Here is a 13,734-nt window from a genome sequence, read left to right as displayed (position 1 = left end):
AGGCTGATATGGCCAAAGCTCAGGCGGAAACGAAACGGATCGAGCAGGAAGAGGAAAAAGAACAGGCCGATGCTGCTGGCGTGTTTATCCTGTACGACAAAGAAGCGATGCGAAAGGAGATGGAGCGACGTGCAAGCCGAAGCCGTTAAGACGACGGACATCATGGACCTGATTAATCCGAACTTCTATCCGATGGGGCTGAGTGACAAGCCGTATAACATACTAAGCGGCGACCGTCCCTCCATGAAGTCCTCCGTGGTATCGTTGAAAACCGCGACGGACTTTTTAAAGATGACCAGGGCAACGTGGTCATTCTCCGGAAAGTCGGTAAATACCTGTCCACTTCGGTCTATGAGCAATTGAAATGGGTGATCTTTACGCCGGGCGTCGAGCAGGAGTTCGGTTTCTCTTCTCACCGCTCAAGCTCATTCATTTTTTCTTAATGCACAGAAGACATGAAAAAACCCTGCACGGAGCAGGGCTATTGTTTTATTCAAATGTAATGGTCTGTTCGATCGATTCCCCAACTTCATTAAAATCTTCATCGGTTGGTGCACCTATGCGAACAGTGATTTCTTCAATTTCTTCCGCTTCTGAGTTTTCAAGCACATACACATTATATCCTTCTTGGGTCACTGCATCTAGGAATTCTCCACTAATGTGTTCGCCAAAAAAGGCATCCGGGTCCAGCTGTTCACCGCTATTTGTCGTAACAGTAGCCTGGGAAGGATAAAAATTAACAGGTTCTTCCTCAGTGTTTTCGACAGACATATCTAACTGGATGTAAGTAAGATCTTCGCTGTCTGTCTCTAAGATATTCTGGTATTCTTCTGTTAACTCACCATCAATCACTTTTGCGGATTCAAAAGTAGCTTCGAGGGGTCCTGTCTCTACCGTGCCAATATCGTCAGTGCGTTTAACCATATTGAACGACCCAGCTTCACTTTCTACAGTATCACCTGGCTGTGCTTCTTGTTTCTCGTTCTCTTCCGCGCTCATGGTTTCGCCTTCACTGTCCTCGCTATCAGAAGATTCATCCCCCGATGATTCTTCCTGGTTGCTATCTTCGCTGTTTTCACTTTCTTCATTTGAAGAATTCTCGTTTCCATTGTCTGAGCCAGAATCCTCATCACCACCACAGGCGCTTAGTGCAATCGTTGTAGTGGCAAGTCCCGCCATTAATAAATACTTCTTCATGGAATTTCCCCCTGTATATGTAATTTATTGAATCTATTTCATTTTAACAGCAAACATACGTACCCTTAAAGTATTTCCTGCATCATAAGTCCCTGATTTTAAATTAAAATTATTTGGTCATAATGGTGGGCAAAACATAAAAGGTAACTTCTAACGCCTGCATTTTTGCATGACTTTTATCCTGAAAACGCGTTTAAACGTTTGCTTTCCCTATACAAAGAGGTAGAGAAGAATAAATAAAAAATAAGGAATGATAAAAAATGAATAAAGCCCATTTGATTACAGAGAAGTTGGCGCTGGAGGAAGAGTACGATAAAGGTGAGGTTCCGCACGATGAATATACCGAGCGTGTGGAGGAGCTGCAGCAGCAGCTGGAACAGCCGAACATTGTAAAATAAATGTAATGACAAAAAGGTAGAATACTATGATAATGTGTAGGTAGAAGGTGATAAAATGAGTAACTTTGCTTACACTAAGCGTGGAAAAACCAATGAGATTCTCATTGGAGCATACAAGGAAATTATTAATGCGTATTACGGGGAAGAGATTTATTCGTTTGAAACCGAAGAGGAATTATTTCACAGCATTCAAACGTACCGTCAAAAAGAATATATTATTACCCGCCTGAGTGAATTACCCATTATCGACGCGATGTGGAAGAAGAATGGGGCTGCCCGCTACGATACCGAGTAGCGGGTTTTTTTATGACCAATTGTAGGATGGGTAGAAACAGTTCCGGTCATGGAAAAAATTCATCGTACATAATAGTTTTTCCTCCTCCGAAATGAACCATCCAGACAATATACAACATGGGGAAGACGAAAAATAAAAAAGAGGTGAAAAGCGTGAGCAAGCATCAGGAACTGCGGGCAATCATGAAGAAAATGAGCGGACAGGATCATATCATCACGGTGCCGCGTATCTTTATCGAATATTTGGACGGGGATCTGAATACGGCGCTGGTTTTAAATCAGCTCGTGTTCTACGCCGACAAAACAAAGCGCACCGACGGCTTCTTTTATAAAAGCTACGGGGAATGGGAGAAAGAGACTGGATTAACCCGGCGCAAAATCAAAGGGTCGATCGATAAGCTGATCAACAAAGAGCTGGTCAGCACCAAGCTGAAAAAAGCGAACGGGGCGCCAACGCTTCACTACGCGCTGGATTACGACAAAATGTTGAATTCGATTATGACAAAATGCGCTATTGCATCCGAACAATCTGTCACTAACCCGGATTCGGACAAAGTGTCGGATTCCATAACAGATGATCTGCAGATGAATTCGACAGATGAATTAAACAGTAGTCCCCGTGTCGTCGACAGCGTTGTTCGGTTTTACGAAGAGAATTTCGGCGGCACGATGACGGACTATCACCGGGAGCGGCTGGGTGACTGGTGCGAGGCTATGTCTCCGGAGATTGTGCATAGGGCATTGGAGACTACCATTCTCCAGGGCGGCCGCAGCCTGAAATACGCCGAACGAATCCTGAATGATTGGCAGCGGTTCAGCTGTCGCAAGCTTGATGATGTAGAGAAGTACGAAGAAACGAAAAAACAGCAGAAGGAGGCACGCCGACATGGAAGGAACAGCCAAAGGCATGCAGGAGGTACTCGAAATTCTCGAAAAGAAATCAGAGGAAATGAAAAGCAATCCGCTCTCGGCCGCGGATGGTACCGACCGGGAGCCTGACTACCAGTGCACGGTATGCAAGGACCAGACCGGCTGGCTGGAAAAGGTGGAGGGAGTCGAGAAATGGGTCATCTGCCCATGTATTCGAGAGCGCCGGACGCAGCGGTTGCTCCAATTCAGTGAAATTACCGAAAGCTTCCGGAACGTCACCTTCGGGCAGTTTCAGACCGACAACGTGAATCCGCAGGTAGCGAGTATGAAGGAAGCCGCGCTCGCCTACTACAGCAGCTACCAGAAGCTCCGGAAGCAGCGGGAGAACAGCATGCTGATCATGGGGGCTCCGGGATGCGGCAAAACGCATATTCTGATGGCGCTCAGCAACAATCTGATGCAGCGCAAAAGGATTGAGGACGAGGGCGGTCAGCAGCAGGGCGTATCCGTCCAGTATTTTCCTTACGTAGAAGGGTTCAACGACCTGCGGGACGACTTTAATCTGCTGGAGCTGAAAATGGAGCGCATGAAAAAGGCGGATGTGCTGTTTATCGATGATTTGTTCAAGCCGGTGAAGCAGTGGACAAAGGATAGGTATGAGCGGGTGCCGCGAGCGACCGCCTGGCAGATCGAGCAGATGTACGCCGTGATTAATCACCGGTATCTGAATCACCTGCCGATTCTCGTTTCCACAGAGCTGATCATGGAAGAGCTCGTGGAAGTGGACGATGCGCTCGCGTCCCGTATCGTACAGATGTGCAAATCCTTTCTGGTGACAATCACCGGACCGAAGAACAACTTAAACTACCGACTGAAAGGAGTGTATTAAATGGTGCCAGCTTGTGGGATAGTCATGCAGGGAAAAAAGCTGAATGAAGCGGAGGAGCAGCTGCGGAAGGAGAGGGTGAGGAAAAACATGGAGCGCTTTAAAGAAGCGGAACGGCATTTTGAGAAGAAAAAACTCGCAGTGAAGTAATGAAGCAGCCGAAAAAAGAAATTGTTTAATATGAAAGTTTGGTTAAACGACCTAAAAATTAGGGGATAGGTTAATAAATAACGGGGTGGTTTAATGAAAAGAAGAATCAAGCTTGCGGCACTTTACGGCGTCACGTTTCTTGTTATTAGTATTATTATGAGCTACATAATTGATGGGGAATTGGATAACACGCTTGTTGTCGGCCAGACTATCGGAGGCATTACGGTCGGATTGTTTATAGCTCCGCACTTTCGGCAGGAGTCTGAGGAGAAGGCTCACAGGCTGATACGCATTAACAGAATTATCACGAACACGATGTATATTTTTCTGATAATATTTTTAATCATGTTCAGCCTGCATTTTATATCGGATTCTATCGATGGGAGAGCGCTGTCGTTCTTTGCGATACCTTTAATCCTAACGTTAATAATCAAACTTATTTATCGGTGGCGGGTGAAAAAATTTTCAGGGTAGAAAAATTGTCGCATGTATTCGCTCAAATTAATTGGTGCATACTGCATTAACCTTGGCGCACACCTAACCGTTCACATTCATTTAATCCGATGATTCGAGCTGAACATCCTGATCCGGCTCGTTCTCAACTTCAATATCGCTGTCCTCCGCAATGTCCCCTAAAACCAATGGGACTTCCGTATTTGGGGCAAATCCATCGAAGCCGCCATACAAAGCTATCGTTAAACCAACCTTCAAATAACTACCCTCCGGGGCAGTGACTAAATAAGTATTTTTATCCTCTGAAGGTGCATGCATTCTGTAAACACGCTCGTCATAAGGGTTGAAGTTTTCGTGCGGCGAATATTCATGAGTGATCTCGCCCTCTACCACGATAGGAGCGCCTTCCTGCATATCCTCATGATACGGTTCAGCCGCGTTCTTTAAATTCTCCTCAACATCGATTTCTTCAGATGGCTGGGACACCGGTTCCTCCGGGGAAGAGCTTTTCTCCGTGTTGTTATTTTGTTGTTCCTCAGAGGCTTCCTGCTCGTTGTTTTCCTCTCCGTCCGGGGAAGCGTTCTCCCCTAGACTACAGCCCGCTGAAAAAATACCGAAAGAAACTCCCAGGGCAAGTAACATAGTTTTCTTTTTCATCGAATCCCTCCAGCCTGTATGAAATATAAAAGCATTCGTTTAATTTATAATACTACTATTTGGATTTTCATGCTTTTTATGCAGGTTTCTTTATTTCGATCAGCTGTCTGCAGAACAAAAAAGCCCTAAGAAATCTGTTAGGGCTTCTGCATTCATATATTCGGGGAGAGGACGCGTGCTGCCACTACAAAACCCTGAGGCACTCCTGCGCTTGTCCTTTTTTATGAATTAATGTCAGGAAATAGAAGGAAATCCTCCGGAATTGGCGAAAGATATGGAGTGACACTACTATTTTAGGGGGATTGAAATGACAAAAACGATTCAAGTAGGAGACACGTACCGCGACAGGAACAGTGGAAAGGAATATAAGGTCAAAAGTTTTAACGGCAATTCAGTCCTGCTCACAAAAGATGAAACGTCATTAGCTGTGATACCAGTTATCGACGAAGAGGTTCGTTTATCAGGGTTTATCAAGGTGTAAGCCGCCATTATAATTTCAACGCTTTGGCGCTCTTCCAGGAGCGCTTTTTATGTGTCCAAAGAAAAAGTGTGCATCTCTTAATCTGATTTAAGCCGGGCAGTGACAGTGAGTACGTATTAGCAAATTTAAAAAACAATAGGTTTCTTCCTGACGGTTATAGGCTATAGTGACCACTACTAGTAGTGGGAGGGATTAAAATGAACGAGCAGGAAATAACTGCAAAGATAGAGGAACTCGAAACGGGGCTGGACCGCTCAAGTGATACGCTGGAAAATGATCACGACGTGCCTGTGAATAAAATAAAGGAGGACGGCGGAGCGTCCGTAGTTTATGAATACGGCAGTGAGGATAAAACCAATGCTGCCCAGGAACCGACCAATCTTCGCGTGGAATTTGATAGGGAACAAGGCGATAAATTTAATGCAAAAGCTGTTTTTCAGACAAACAGGCATAACAAGGAAATTGCAGGCGGTGAAAAGCCGTTTGACACGTTGTATTTATCGAATGGAAACGAAGGCACGTGGAGAATTGATGCAGCAGACGGGAAAGAGCTGGAGCAGAATGACCTGGAAAAAATCATCGCCTATACCTTTCAAAGCTATTTGTTGGAATAAGTTATTGGAATCCGATTTTCTGCTTATGATACTTGCCCTGCATAAAAACGAAAAAGACCCTGTGCGTACACAGGGCAAACTGAGGGAATATACCTTTGCAAATTCCAGTCCTATCCTTCATCCAGGGAGATGGTAGAGAAGCGTTACAATTTTAATTTTAAAGCGCTTACATTTTAAAATCACGAGGCAATAGTCCTTTTTTGCAGATTGAGGCTTTTCTGTTATTAAAAAAACCCCGCGGGGAACACGGGGCTAGTCTCAGGAGTGGGACGAAACATTCATCCCACATGTACTTTATCGGATGAATTGTATTCATTAATGAGTCCTTGGATAGAAATAATGTCAAAAATATTCAAAGAGCGAACAGCCTCAGGTTAACGGTTGCTCGCTTTTTGAATGGCCCGCTCCACTTTTTCTTCGGAGACATTGAATTTGTCAGCGGTGGCCTTCACCGGGCTGGTGCCCGTGCTTTCATCGTATGCCGGACCCGCCCAGTAAAAATACATGTCCAGCTGCTTGTCGGACGGATATTCCTCCCGCTGCTTCGGCAGGCCTTTATTATTCATGGACCCATAAAACGTGTTGATCTCGTGGTCGCTGTAGTCGCCAGGTTCATAATTTTCTGCCGCACTGATTTCCCCGTTAGGGAAGTAATCCGTTTTTCCGTAAACGTAGCTTCCGTAATCCATCGCTTTTTTGGCATCAACAAAATTGATCGTCAGCAGATGAAATTCTTTCTGGTCTTTCACCTCCATGATCACTTCGTCACTGATGGTATCAATATCCGCTTCATCAATCGACGCAGGATCTGCGTCCGGGATTACATAATAATTCAGATAAATGCCATGATCGTACGTCGCATTTTCGCCTTCGTGCACTGTGTACGAAGGAACCTCTGCCTCAGGAGCCCCGCCGGTCTGTTCTTTTTCATAAGCCGTAAATTCCTTATTCATGCCTTCAGAGAGCACTGCGCAGGGCACTCCGTCGTTATTGGCATCAAGACTGCCGGGATCATTTTCAGAGCTGAATTCGTGCTCCGTCCAGTAGTCATACAGCTGTTGGTCGTCTTCGAAATCGCTGCAGCTTTTTAACACTGTTTCATTATCAGCCGCTTCTGTCTCTTCTTCACTAAGGTTTTCTCCGGTGCTGCTTGCCGGTTCTCCTCCTAATACAGCAGCAATGGCCCCGGCAAGCAGAAGGGCGTAAACCAGTGAGGCCGTCACAAGCTTCCACCTCGTGCCTGTCCGCAGCCCGGGCAGGTGCCGCCATTTTCTTTTTTTCTGCATGAAACTCCACCTGGATATACTGCTTATCTCAATCTCCCTATACGCGGTTCGTCTGTTTAATCGTTTTTAGGAAATTTTCTTCTTTCGATTTGAATTCAAGCTCACTGACTTTGCTTAAAATGAAATGGTATTTAGAGATTTCGCCGCTGATTTTTAAGTCTCTTAAAAAGGCATCCGCCGCCTGTCTGATTTCTGCTGTCTCCCGGGAGCTTTCAAACACGATGACGTTCCGGGTAACCTGTCTTGCTTTGTCGTGTGCGGCCAGGTGCGTAATTAAATCAAGCAGATCGTCGTAGTTGCTGGTTTTGGTGTTGTTGATTAAATCGACACTAATCAGAAAAACGCCCACAAACCATCCCCCCTCGAAAGAATAAGCAGGCACATCTATACCGTTTTAGTGCCAGCCCGAAGAAAACCCCGCTTTTCCTCCCACGGGGTCAGTCCTGCTTTGCATGTTTCTTTTTCGCGTACGCTGTCCAGCCGAGGTAAATAACAATTAAAGCGGCAATAATGGAAGCCATCGTAACCCGCCTCCCGTCATTTATTAAGCCTATTGTACCACAGGAAAATAGAGGAGGGGGTTGTCAAATACGCCTGTGGCTGCCTTTTGAACGTACAGCTGAAATGAAGAATGCAAGGGGGCGGTTACTGTGAATTACGAACCAGGCACACGGGTGTTCAGTGAGGCGAGGCAGCAGTGGGGTGTGATGATGCTTCAAAATCACCACCAGGGACCGGAGTGGTACTATGTTAAATTTACGCCGGTCCGCTCGGGGTGGCATCATGAAAGCGATCTGTGGGAGGCAGGGGAGGTGTTCGCCTGCAGCTGGGAGCGTCACCGGGCCGGACAAATCTGATTGCGGCGGCGTCATTTTTTTCTTAATTGGTGGTCGTTTTCCCCGATTAAATGTAAAATGGATGGCGGCGTTAAAAATTTGGGAGGGATCGTTATGTACACATCTATTATCTTTTTCATCGAAGACGGGGACCGGCTGATTGTGCCGAAGTCCAACGAGACCCCGAGCGTGGATGAAATTATTGAAAAGCTGAAAAAGGGCAAAAAGCAGGATCTGAAAATGTCCGAAGTATTCAGCGAATGGTTCAACACCGAAGTGGAATGCAAAAAGGTAACAAGCGTCAGCGTCAATTTCATTTAAGAGCGAGCATCTGCCTGCGGGCGGATGCTTTTTTTCAATAGATGAAAAAAATTTCGGCGGATGGTTGTAAAAAAGACCATCCGGACTCCTTTACTGTGTAGGACGGCAAAAAGCCGGCACCTATTCGCTTCAGGAAAGGATGATGAGCATTGGCACAAACATTGGGACATCAGCTGATTACGTACGGGGAGGATCATCTCGGCACGCCGTATGAGTTCGGCGGCGACGGCACGGACACCTTCGACTGCAGCGGCTTTGTCCGCTACGTGATTGAGTACGTGACCGGCGAAATTATTCCGCGGACCGCAGCGAGCCAGTCGGAAACGGGTACGCCGATTGCGGAGGACGATCTGCGGACCGGAGACCTTCTGTTCTGGAGGGACACCCGCTCGGAGGATCTGAACCATAACGACGTCACCCACGTCGGCTTCTACGTGGACGGGCAGACGTTCTTAGGCGCGCAGGGGTCCACCGGGGTGGCGTTCGCCGATTCGACGCGTGACTACTGGCAGTCCCGCTACGTCGGGGCACGGCGTGTCGTCGACAGCACAGCGGGGCCTCTCACCAACGTAGGTGGAAAGGGGGATCTGCTCCGGGTGATCGCAGGTCAGGTGAATTACCGCAGCGAACCGTCCTGGGACAGCGGGGCTGTTGCAGGGAAGGTCACCCAGGGCGAGGTGTTTACGATTGAGCGCCGCGTGCCGATGGAGGAACGCTCAGACCTGTTTGAACTCATCTCGGGCACGTATATTACAACGCATGAAAACTATGTGGAGGTGCTGCCTCAGAGTTAAATCCAGACGGCACCAGCAATAAAAAGCAGGCCCTGGCAGCGTACGCCCGGGCCTGCTTTTGTTTCGTGCTATTTACGTTTCGCAGCCGACGCCGTCCCCGTCACGGTCCAGGTGGCTGTCGTAGCCCGGGTCGCCTTCGCGGACCGGAGCAGCCCCGGCTTCGCGGGCAGCGTCGCAGTTTTCATAGTACACGTCTTCAGAGGAGCCTTCGCTGTCCGAGGAGCCGGAGTCTTCCGCAGAGCCGGAATCTTCGGAGGACTCCTGTGATTCGTCGCCCTGCTCCTCGTAGCCGTCGTCGGTCACATAATCCTCGAGCGACCAGATACCGATGCCGGCCGACCGGGCTTCCTCCTCCGCGGCTTCAAATTCGTCGAGATATTCCGTGTTTGGCGGATAGACGGATACCCGGGCGAGGCCTTCCTCAATCAGCTGCTGGTTGAAATTCTCTCCATCAACGAACACGTAGGCAAGCAGCCGTCCGTAATAGTCCCGTTCTTCGACGCCGAGCTCGAGTCGCACGTCTTCACCGTCCAGCTCGCTTGTTGTAAATTCTGTAGCCTCCGGGCCGAATGGCTGCACGCCCATCTGTGGGTGTTTGGTCTCCGGCGTGTCGACAAGAATGAGACGAATACGCTCCTCGCCTCCTTCGTAGTCTACATCGATGGTATCACCGTCGACAACGTTGGTTACTATCGCGTTCGTGTTTTCTGCATCAGTGTCGGACTGGGTGTCTGCTGATGCTTCCTCGCCGGTGTTTTCGCTGTCGTCAAAGGAATTCCCGTTGGATGCTTCTTCGGTGTCGCTGGCATCCTCCTCATTTGAAGCGTCCTCCGGCTGTTCTTCTTCTGTCGTTTCGTCGTTTTCACTGCCGGATTCTTCTTCATCCTCAGTGCGCTCTTTATTTTCTTCTGACTGCTCCCCGGTGTCCGCGGCAGTTTCCTCTTCTGATGCTTGTTCGTTCGTTTGTTCTTCCGCTTCGTCACCGCCGCTCTCCTGGCCGGGCTCTTCGCTGCATGCAGTTAGAAAGAGCGTCAGCGCCAGGGTGGAGGACAAAAGCCTAACTGATTTTTTCAATAGAATCACCCCGCTGCATAATTGGTTAGCACGTTGATAGGAAATAGATGGACGTAATACGTGTAAAAAGTCGCGGTTAATAGAGTTATTAATAGTGTACAAGAAAGTATATGAAAAGAAAATAACCAATCCGGCAGTGCTTTTCGTTGACTGTATGCATCAGAATAGAGATGCAATAAAAGGTACACGTTTTAACGGTATTTTTTATGAGGCCAAAAGTAAACAAAAAACCCTGCGCTTCCAGAGCGCAGGGTCCGACATCAATGTTATTTCGGCAGGTAGTCGTTTCGCACAATCAGCACGTCGCAGGCGGCCCGTCGTACGAGACTTTCCGAGACGCTTCCGAGAAACAGGCGCTCGGCGCGTCCCATCCCGGAGGAGCCGGCCACAATCAGATCCGCTTCGAATTTTTTGGCGGCCTCGGTTGGAATCACTACCTTCGGAGCTCCGTATTCGACGGAAAAATCAATCGCCGAAATGTCTTCTGCGGCGCTCAAATTCCGGTATTCCTCGAGCAGCTCCTTTCCGCGTTCCCTGTACATCTGGACAATATCCTCGGTATGGTATTCGGCCGACGAAATAAACGGCGTATTCAGCACGTATACGACCTGTACCCGGCTCTTTTCCCGTTTGGCAATGTCAAGGCCGGCATACAAAGCGCTGGTTGAGACCTCGGAGCCGTCGACAGCGATTAACACAGAGCTGTACGGCTTTGGCGGCTCTTCGTTTTTGACAATCCAGACATCGCACGAGGCGTGGCGCACGATGCTTGCGGCAACGCTTCCAAAAATTCTTTTTTCAAATGTTCCGGCCCCGGAACCCCCGGAAAGAATGAGGTCGGCCCCGAACTCAAGAGCTATTTCGCCGGGAATTAACGCTTTGGGAGGCCCTTCCTTCATAAATGTCAGTACGTTTTTCACGCCCTGATCCTCGGCGCTTTTTTTGGCGCGGTCCAGAATGTCGGTGCCAATACTCTCCGACGCGCTTAACAAATCCGGCGATGCCCGGCGGAGCTCGCGGATATTGTGGTAATCAATAATATAGCAGAATGCGAGCGCGCTTCCATAGGTGAGGGCGGTTTCGATGCCTTTTTGAAGCGCATATTCTGATTCCTCCGAACCGTCGAGAGCGACGAGGATTCGTTCATAGTGCAGTGCCATTGCAATCAGTCCTTTCTGGCTTTGGTAGTGTATCTATAGTTTAGCTCATTTTTTTCCTCCTGCGTGTGAGGAACCTCACATCCACTTGGGACTTTTCTATTTATAATGGCACCATAAGCAGTTAAAAGTGAATACTATTACAGCCGGAAGGGCTTTGAAAATACAGCACAAAGGAGTTTCGGTATGATGAATGGATTAAAGCAGATTGTCTGGAAGGAAATGCTGAAGGAATGCGGCGGGGCTGTCCCGCAAACACTGCCGGAATTAAACGATTTAGCGGAGCGAAACCAGGAAATCGCCTGCCTGCTTCCGTTTTATGTTTACTATTTTCATACGTATGAATGGCAGGAATACTCGTTAATGACAGAGCATGCGCTTCCCGGAACGCTGAACCATGCCGTTTTTATAGCACTAGACACGCCGTCGCTGCAGGCCTCAGTGCAAATGAAGCGGTACTTTTACGGGCTGTCGTTTATCAGCAGGCCCCCGGAGGACGGGGAGACGGCATTTACCCTGGAGGAATGGACGCTCCATGTATTCCGGAAATACTATTACTTAACGACAAAGGCAGCACTTCCGGCCGGGGACGCGAACGTAAAACAGAGGCGTTCCGGCACCTGGACCTTCCGGGTCATGTAGGCACTGACGGAAAAAATGATAACGTTTACGAAACGCACAAGTAATAAAGGGGGACTGCTTGAATATGCAGAAGCACTACTACGGATATGCCGGAAAAAGCACGGAAGAAGCGAGAGAAGAGGAGTATATACGGTTTGTGTATATTTTTGACGAGCCGGACCGGCGAGAGGAGGTGCTCTACATCGGCACGAGGGAAAACGTTCGAAAACATGTTCCGGGGGTGGACCTTTTAAATATCGAACTGGAGCTTGCGGACGCTGTCACGGTGGGAAGCCGGACATTTAAAATTGTCGGAATTGAACGGGTGCCTCCGTTTGAGACACTGCACCGGACGTTCCGGGGCGGCATGGCGACGTATTATTTTTCGGAAGCGGAGCTGCCGTTGTCCTAAAGGCTGAAAACATAACAGAAAATAAACATACAAAGGAGATGCGATATGTATAAAACAATTCTTGCTGCTGTGGATTCATCCGAGGAAGCGAAAAGGGCCGCCCGGACGGCTATGCTGCTTGCCGGCAGGTTTGAAACCACGCTTGTTTTGGCGCATGTGGTTAATGAACGGGATTTTAGTGCGTTTCAGTACTACGTGCCCTCAGCATGGGACGAGACGAAAAAAAAGGTTCTATGTCTAATGTTGGGGTGACCCCCTCCATTATCCGGCGAGCGACCATTTATATTGATGATGCAGTAACACTTTGGCCCGCAGACGGTCATACCGTTGGAACCCGAAGGCGTTCCGCTTGATCACCTTGGTCTGGTTGTTCAGACCTTCCACGGTGCCATTATGATAATCGAACGTAAAACTGTTCAGGATTTCGGTCTGCCAGCGCCGGACGGTGGCGGCAGCCTGCGCCATGTCCGGGCAACCGCTCGCTTCCACCTGCCGGTAGAAGGCATACAGATCCTCCCGGATCGCGCCGGCCTGGCCGGTTGTCATCCGGCGCTTGCTCCGCTCAAACCAGGCCCGAAAGGCTTCTTTGAGCTCATAGGCCGTCCGGAGCTCTTCCGACTTGGCCAGGTAATGGTCCCGGATCTTTCGCTGTTGGGCGGTCAGAGCTTCGGCTTTTTTGGTAAACACGTGCTTCAGCCGTTTGCACCGCTTGCGGTGATACGACGACAGGGTGTGCTGGACACGGCGCCGAACCCGTTCGAGAGCCCAGTACACGTGCCGGTGCACGTGAAACCGGTCCGCCACGATGATCGGACGGTTCAGGGCCCGCCGGGCCGCCTGGTGAAAGGGTGCACTCATATCCATCACGACCACCTCCACCTGGCCGCCTTTCTGCTGCAGGTACTGCTTCAGTGTCTCTTTCTTCCGGTCCGGCAGAATGTCGACCGGACGTCCGGTAGCCCCGTCCGCCACCAACAGCTGATACTTGCCGGCGCTCGTGTCGCCTTTGTACTCGTCGACGGCAATCACCCGTGGCAGCTGCTCCACGTGCGGGAGCGTCCGGGAAGCCAACTCGTCAAACCGGCGCAGCGCCGTCGTGACTGACGTGGAAAACTGGCGGGCGGTATCGGTGAAATTCTTGCCGGTGACCAGCCGGAGGCCGAGGGCCTGATTCCATTCCCGGCTGTGCCGCTGATACCGATCGACCAGTGGATTAACTTCGGCAAATCGCTT

Annotated in this window: 22 protein-coding genes; 15 read left to right on the top strand and 7 right to left on the bottom strand. The window is 49.1% G+C overall.

What is annotated here, in order from left to right; genetic code table 11:
- Window positions 1-8 precede the first annotated feature (8 nt).
- Window positions 9-149 carry a hypothetical protein gene (locus ACTTK7_RS12665; RefSeq protein ID WP_462868436.1) on the top strand — a complete coding sequence of 47 codons (141 nt, stop codon included), beginning with the start codon at window positions 9-11 and terminating at the stop codon, window positions 147-149.
- 340 nt (window positions 150-489) lie between these two features.
- On the opposite strand, the gene ACTTK7_RS12660 is transcribed toward ACTTK7_RS12665, so the two are convergent.
- The gene (locus tag ACTTK7_RS12660; RefSeq protein WP_462868435.1) at window positions 490-1,197 is read right to left on the bottom strand and encodes a hypothetical protein; all 708 of its coding nucleotides are present in this window, start codon (window positions 1,195-1,197) and stop codon (window positions 490-492) included.
- A 260-nt stretch (window positions 1,198-1,457) separates the two neighbouring features.
- On the opposite strand from ACTTK7_RS12660, the gene ACTTK7_RS12655 reads away from it, so the two are divergent.
- The 6 genes from ACTTK7_RS12655 to ACTTK7_RS12630 all read left to right on the top strand — a co-directional run bounded on the left by ACTTK7_RS12655 (window position 1,458) and on the right by ACTTK7_RS12630 (window position 4,269).
- Entirely contained in the window at window positions 1,458-1,595 is a 138-nt protein-coding gene (locus ACTTK7_RS12655; RefSeq protein ID WP_462868434.1) for a hypothetical protein, read from the top strand.
- Between the two features lie 55 nt (window positions 1,596-1,650).
- The gene (locus ACTTK7_RS12650; protein ID WP_462868433.1) at window positions 1,651-1,890 is read left to right on the top strand and encodes a hypothetical protein; all 240 of its coding nucleotides are present in this window, start codon (window positions 1,651-1,653) and stop codon (window positions 1,888-1,890) included.
- Window positions 1,891-2,042: 152 nt separating this feature from the next.
- Entirely contained in the window at window positions 2,043-2,888 is an 846-nt protein-coding gene (locus ACTTK7_RS12645; RefSeq protein WP_462868432.1) for a DnaD domain-containing protein, read from the top strand.
- Window positions 2,776-3,648, top strand: coding sequence for a DnaA ATPase domain-containing protein (locus ACTTK7_RS12640; protein ID WP_462868431.1), 873 nt, complete (start codon window positions 2,776-2,778; stop codon window positions 3,646-3,648). The genes ACTTK7_RS12645 and ACTTK7_RS12640 overlap by 113 nt, the downstream gene beginning before the upstream one ends.
- Window positions 3,649-3,795 (top strand): hypothetical protein, encoded by a 147-nt coding sequence (locus ACTTK7_RS12635; RefSeq protein WP_462868430.1) that lies wholly within the window; start codon window positions 3,649-3,651, stop codon window positions 3,793-3,795.
- A gap of 93 nt (window positions 3,796-3,888) precedes the next feature.
- Complete coding sequence (locus ACTTK7_RS12630; protein ID WP_462868429.1) at window positions 3,889-4,269, top strand: hypothetical protein; 381 nt, start codon at window positions 3,889-3,891, stop codon at window positions 4,267-4,269.
- Between the two features lie 81 nt (window positions 4,270-4,350).
- On the opposite strand, the gene ACTTK7_RS12625 is transcribed toward ACTTK7_RS12630, so the two are convergent.
- A complete protein-coding gene (locus tag ACTTK7_RS12625; RefSeq protein WP_462868428.1) occupies window positions 4,351-4,905 on the bottom strand; it encodes a hypothetical protein in 555 nt (184 codons plus the stop codon).
- Window positions 4,906-5,212: 307 nt separating this feature from the next.
- On the opposite strand from ACTTK7_RS12625, the gene ACTTK7_RS12620 reads away from it, so the two are divergent.
- Together ACTTK7_RS12620 and ACTTK7_RS12615 are read left to right on the top strand one after the other, a co-directional pair.
- On the top strand, window positions 5,213-5,386 hold the full coding sequence (locus tag ACTTK7_RS12620) for a hypothetical protein (RefSeq protein ID WP_462868427.1): 174 nt from the start codon (window positions 5,213-5,215) through the stop codon (window positions 5,384-5,386).
- Between the two features lie 197 nt (window positions 5,387-5,583).
- Window positions 5,584-6,000, top strand: a complete 417-nt coding sequence (locus tag ACTTK7_RS12615) for a hypothetical protein (RefSeq protein ID WP_462868426.1) — start codon at window positions 5,584-5,586, stop codon at window positions 5,998-6,000.
- Between the two features lie 374 nt (window positions 6,001-6,374).
- Here the strand turns inward: ACTTK7_RS12615 and ACTTK7_RS12610 are convergent, their stop codons facing one another.
- Together ACTTK7_RS12610 and ACTTK7_RS12605 are read right to left on the bottom strand one after the other, a co-directional pair.
- Window positions 6,375-7,286 (bottom strand): hypothetical protein, encoded by a 912-nt coding sequence (locus tag ACTTK7_RS12610; protein WP_462868425.1) that lies wholly within the window; start codon window positions 7,284-7,286, stop codon window positions 6,375-6,377.
- 37 nt (window positions 7,287-7,323) lie between these two features.
- Window positions 7,324-7,635: a hypothetical protein gene (locus tag ACTTK7_RS12605; protein ID WP_462868424.1), complete on the bottom strand. Its 312-nt coding sequence runs from the start codon at window positions 7,633-7,635 to the stop codon at window positions 7,324-7,326.
- A gap of 301 nt (window positions 7,636-7,936) precedes the next feature.
- Here ACTTK7_RS12605 and ACTTK7_RS12600 point away from each other — a divergent pair, with 301 nt between their 5' ends.
- From ACTTK7_RS12600 to ACTTK7_RS12590, 3 genes are all read left to right on the top strand, one after another.
- A complete protein-coding gene (locus tag ACTTK7_RS12600) occupies window positions 7,937-8,143 on the top strand; it encodes a hypothetical protein (RefSeq protein WP_462868422.1) in 207 nt (68 codons plus the stop codon).
- 93 nt (window positions 8,144-8,236) lie between these two features.
- Entirely contained in the window at window positions 8,237-8,443 is a 207-nt protein-coding gene (locus ACTTK7_RS12595) for a hypothetical protein (protein ID WP_022792098.1), read from the top strand.
- A 149-nt stretch (window positions 8,444-8,592) separates the two neighbouring features.
- Window positions 8,593-9,237 (top strand): C40 family peptidase, encoded by a 645-nt coding sequence (locus ACTTK7_RS12590; RefSeq protein WP_462868421.1) that lies wholly within the window; start codon window positions 8,593-8,595, stop codon window positions 9,235-9,237.
- A 72-nt stretch (window positions 9,238-9,309) separates the two neighbouring features.
- Here ACTTK7_RS12590 and ACTTK7_RS12585 read toward each other — a convergent pair whose 3' ends face one another.
- Window positions 9,310-10,311 (bottom strand): thermonuclease family protein, encoded by a 1,002-nt coding sequence (locus tag ACTTK7_RS12585; protein WP_462868420.1) that lies wholly within the window; start codon window positions 10,309-10,311, stop codon window positions 9,310-9,312.
- A gap of 266 nt (window positions 10,312-10,577) precedes the next feature.
- Window positions 10,578-11,471: a universal stress protein gene (locus tag ACTTK7_RS12580; protein WP_462868419.1), complete on the bottom strand. Its 894-nt coding sequence runs from the start codon at window positions 11,469-11,471 to the stop codon at window positions 10,578-10,580.
- A gap of 183 nt (window positions 11,472-11,654) precedes the next feature.
- Here ACTTK7_RS12580 and ACTTK7_RS12575 point away from each other — a divergent pair, with 183 nt between their 5' ends.
- From ACTTK7_RS12575 to ACTTK7_RS12565, 3 genes are all read left to right on the top strand, one after another.
- Window positions 11,655-12,110, top strand: coding sequence for a hypothetical protein (locus ACTTK7_RS12575; protein WP_462868417.1), 456 nt, complete (start codon window positions 11,655-11,657; stop codon window positions 12,108-12,110).
- A gap of 64 nt (window positions 12,111-12,174) precedes the next feature.
- On the top strand, window positions 12,175-12,501 hold the full coding sequence (locus ACTTK7_RS12570; RefSeq protein WP_462868416.1) for a hypothetical protein: 327 nt from the start codon (window positions 12,175-12,177) through the stop codon (window positions 12,499-12,501).
- Window positions 12,502-12,546: 45 nt separating this feature from the next.
- Complete coding sequence (locus tag ACTTK7_RS12565) at window positions 12,547-12,753, top strand: universal stress protein (RefSeq protein WP_462868415.1); 207 nt, start codon at window positions 12,547-12,549, stop codon at window positions 12,751-12,753.
- A gap of 9 nt (window positions 12,754-12,762) precedes the next feature.
- On the opposite strand, the gene ACTTK7_RS12560 is transcribed toward ACTTK7_RS12565, so the two are convergent.
- Window positions 12,763-13,734, bottom strand: a 972-nt coding sequence (locus ACTTK7_RS12560; protein WP_462868414.1) for an ISL3 family transposase, incomplete at its 5' end; no start/stop codon positions are given.

It is taken from the genome of Marinococcus tarijensis (assembly GCF_054971385.1).
This window is presented reverse-complemented; position numbering and strand designations above follow the sequence as displayed.

Bases quoted from the DNA above. Each gene is read 5' to 3' on its own strand.
- ACTTK7_RS12660 (WP_462868435.1), bottom strand. From the start codon at position 1,197: ATGAAGAAGTATTTATTAATGGCGGGACTTGCCACTACAACGATTGCA.
- ACTTK7_RS12570 (WP_462868416.1), top strand. From the start codon at position 12,175: ATGCAGAAGCACTACTACGGATATGCCGGAAAAAGCACGGAAGAAGCG.
- ACTTK7_RS12655 (WP_462868434.1), top strand. From the start codon at position 1,458: ATGAATAAAGCCCATTTGATTACAGAGAAGTTGGCGCTGGAGGAAGAG.
- ACTTK7_RS12595 (WP_022792098.1), top strand. From the start codon at position 8,237: ATGTACACATCTATTATCTTTTTCATCGAAGACGGGGACCGGCTGATT.
- ACTTK7_RS12625 (WP_462868428.1), bottom strand. From the start codon at position 4,905: ATGAAAAAGAAAACTATGTTACTTGCCCTGGGAGTTTCTTTCGGTATT.
- ACTTK7_RS12635 (WP_462868430.1), top strand. From the start codon at position 3,649: ATGGTGCCAGCTTGTGGGATAGTCATGCAGGGAAAAAAGCTGAATGAA.
- ACTTK7_RS12575 (WP_462868417.1), top strand. From the start codon at position 11,655: ATGATGAATGGATTAAAGCAGATTGTCTGGAAGGAAATGCTGAAGGAA.
- ACTTK7_RS12615 (WP_462868426.1), top strand. From the start codon at position 5,584: ATGAACGAGCAGGAAATAACTGCAAAGATAGAGGAACTCGAAACGGGG.
- ACTTK7_RS12580 (WP_462868419.1), bottom strand. From the start codon at position 11,471: ATGGCACTGCACTATGAACGAATCCTCGTCGCTCTCGACGGTTCGGAG.
- ACTTK7_RS12620 (WP_462868427.1), top strand. From the start codon at position 5,213: ATGACAAAAACGATTCAAGTAGGAGACACGTACCGCGACAGGAACAGT.
- ACTTK7_RS12610 (WP_462868425.1), bottom strand. From the start codon at position 7,286: ATGCAGAAAAAAAGAAAATGGCGGCACCTGCCCGGGCTGCGGACAGGC.
- ACTTK7_RS12630 (WP_462868429.1), top strand. From the start codon at position 3,889: ATGAAAAGAAGAATCAAGCTTGCGGCACTTTACGGCGTCACGTTTCTT.
- ACTTK7_RS12640 (WP_462868431.1), top strand. From the start codon at position 2,776: ATGGAAGGAACAGCCAAAGGCATGCAGGAGGTACTCGAAATTCTCGAA.
- ACTTK7_RS12565 (WP_462868415.1), top strand. From the start codon at position 12,547: ATGTATAAAACAATTCTTGCTGCTGTGGATTCATCCGAGGAAGCGAAA.
- ACTTK7_RS12665 (WP_462868436.1), top strand. From the start codon at position 9: ATGGCCAAAGCTCAGGCGGAAACGAAACGGATCGAGCAGGAAGAGGAA.
- ACTTK7_RS12650 (WP_462868433.1), top strand. From the start codon at position 1,651: ATGAGTAACTTTGCTTACACTAAGCGTGGAAAAACCAATGAGATTCTC.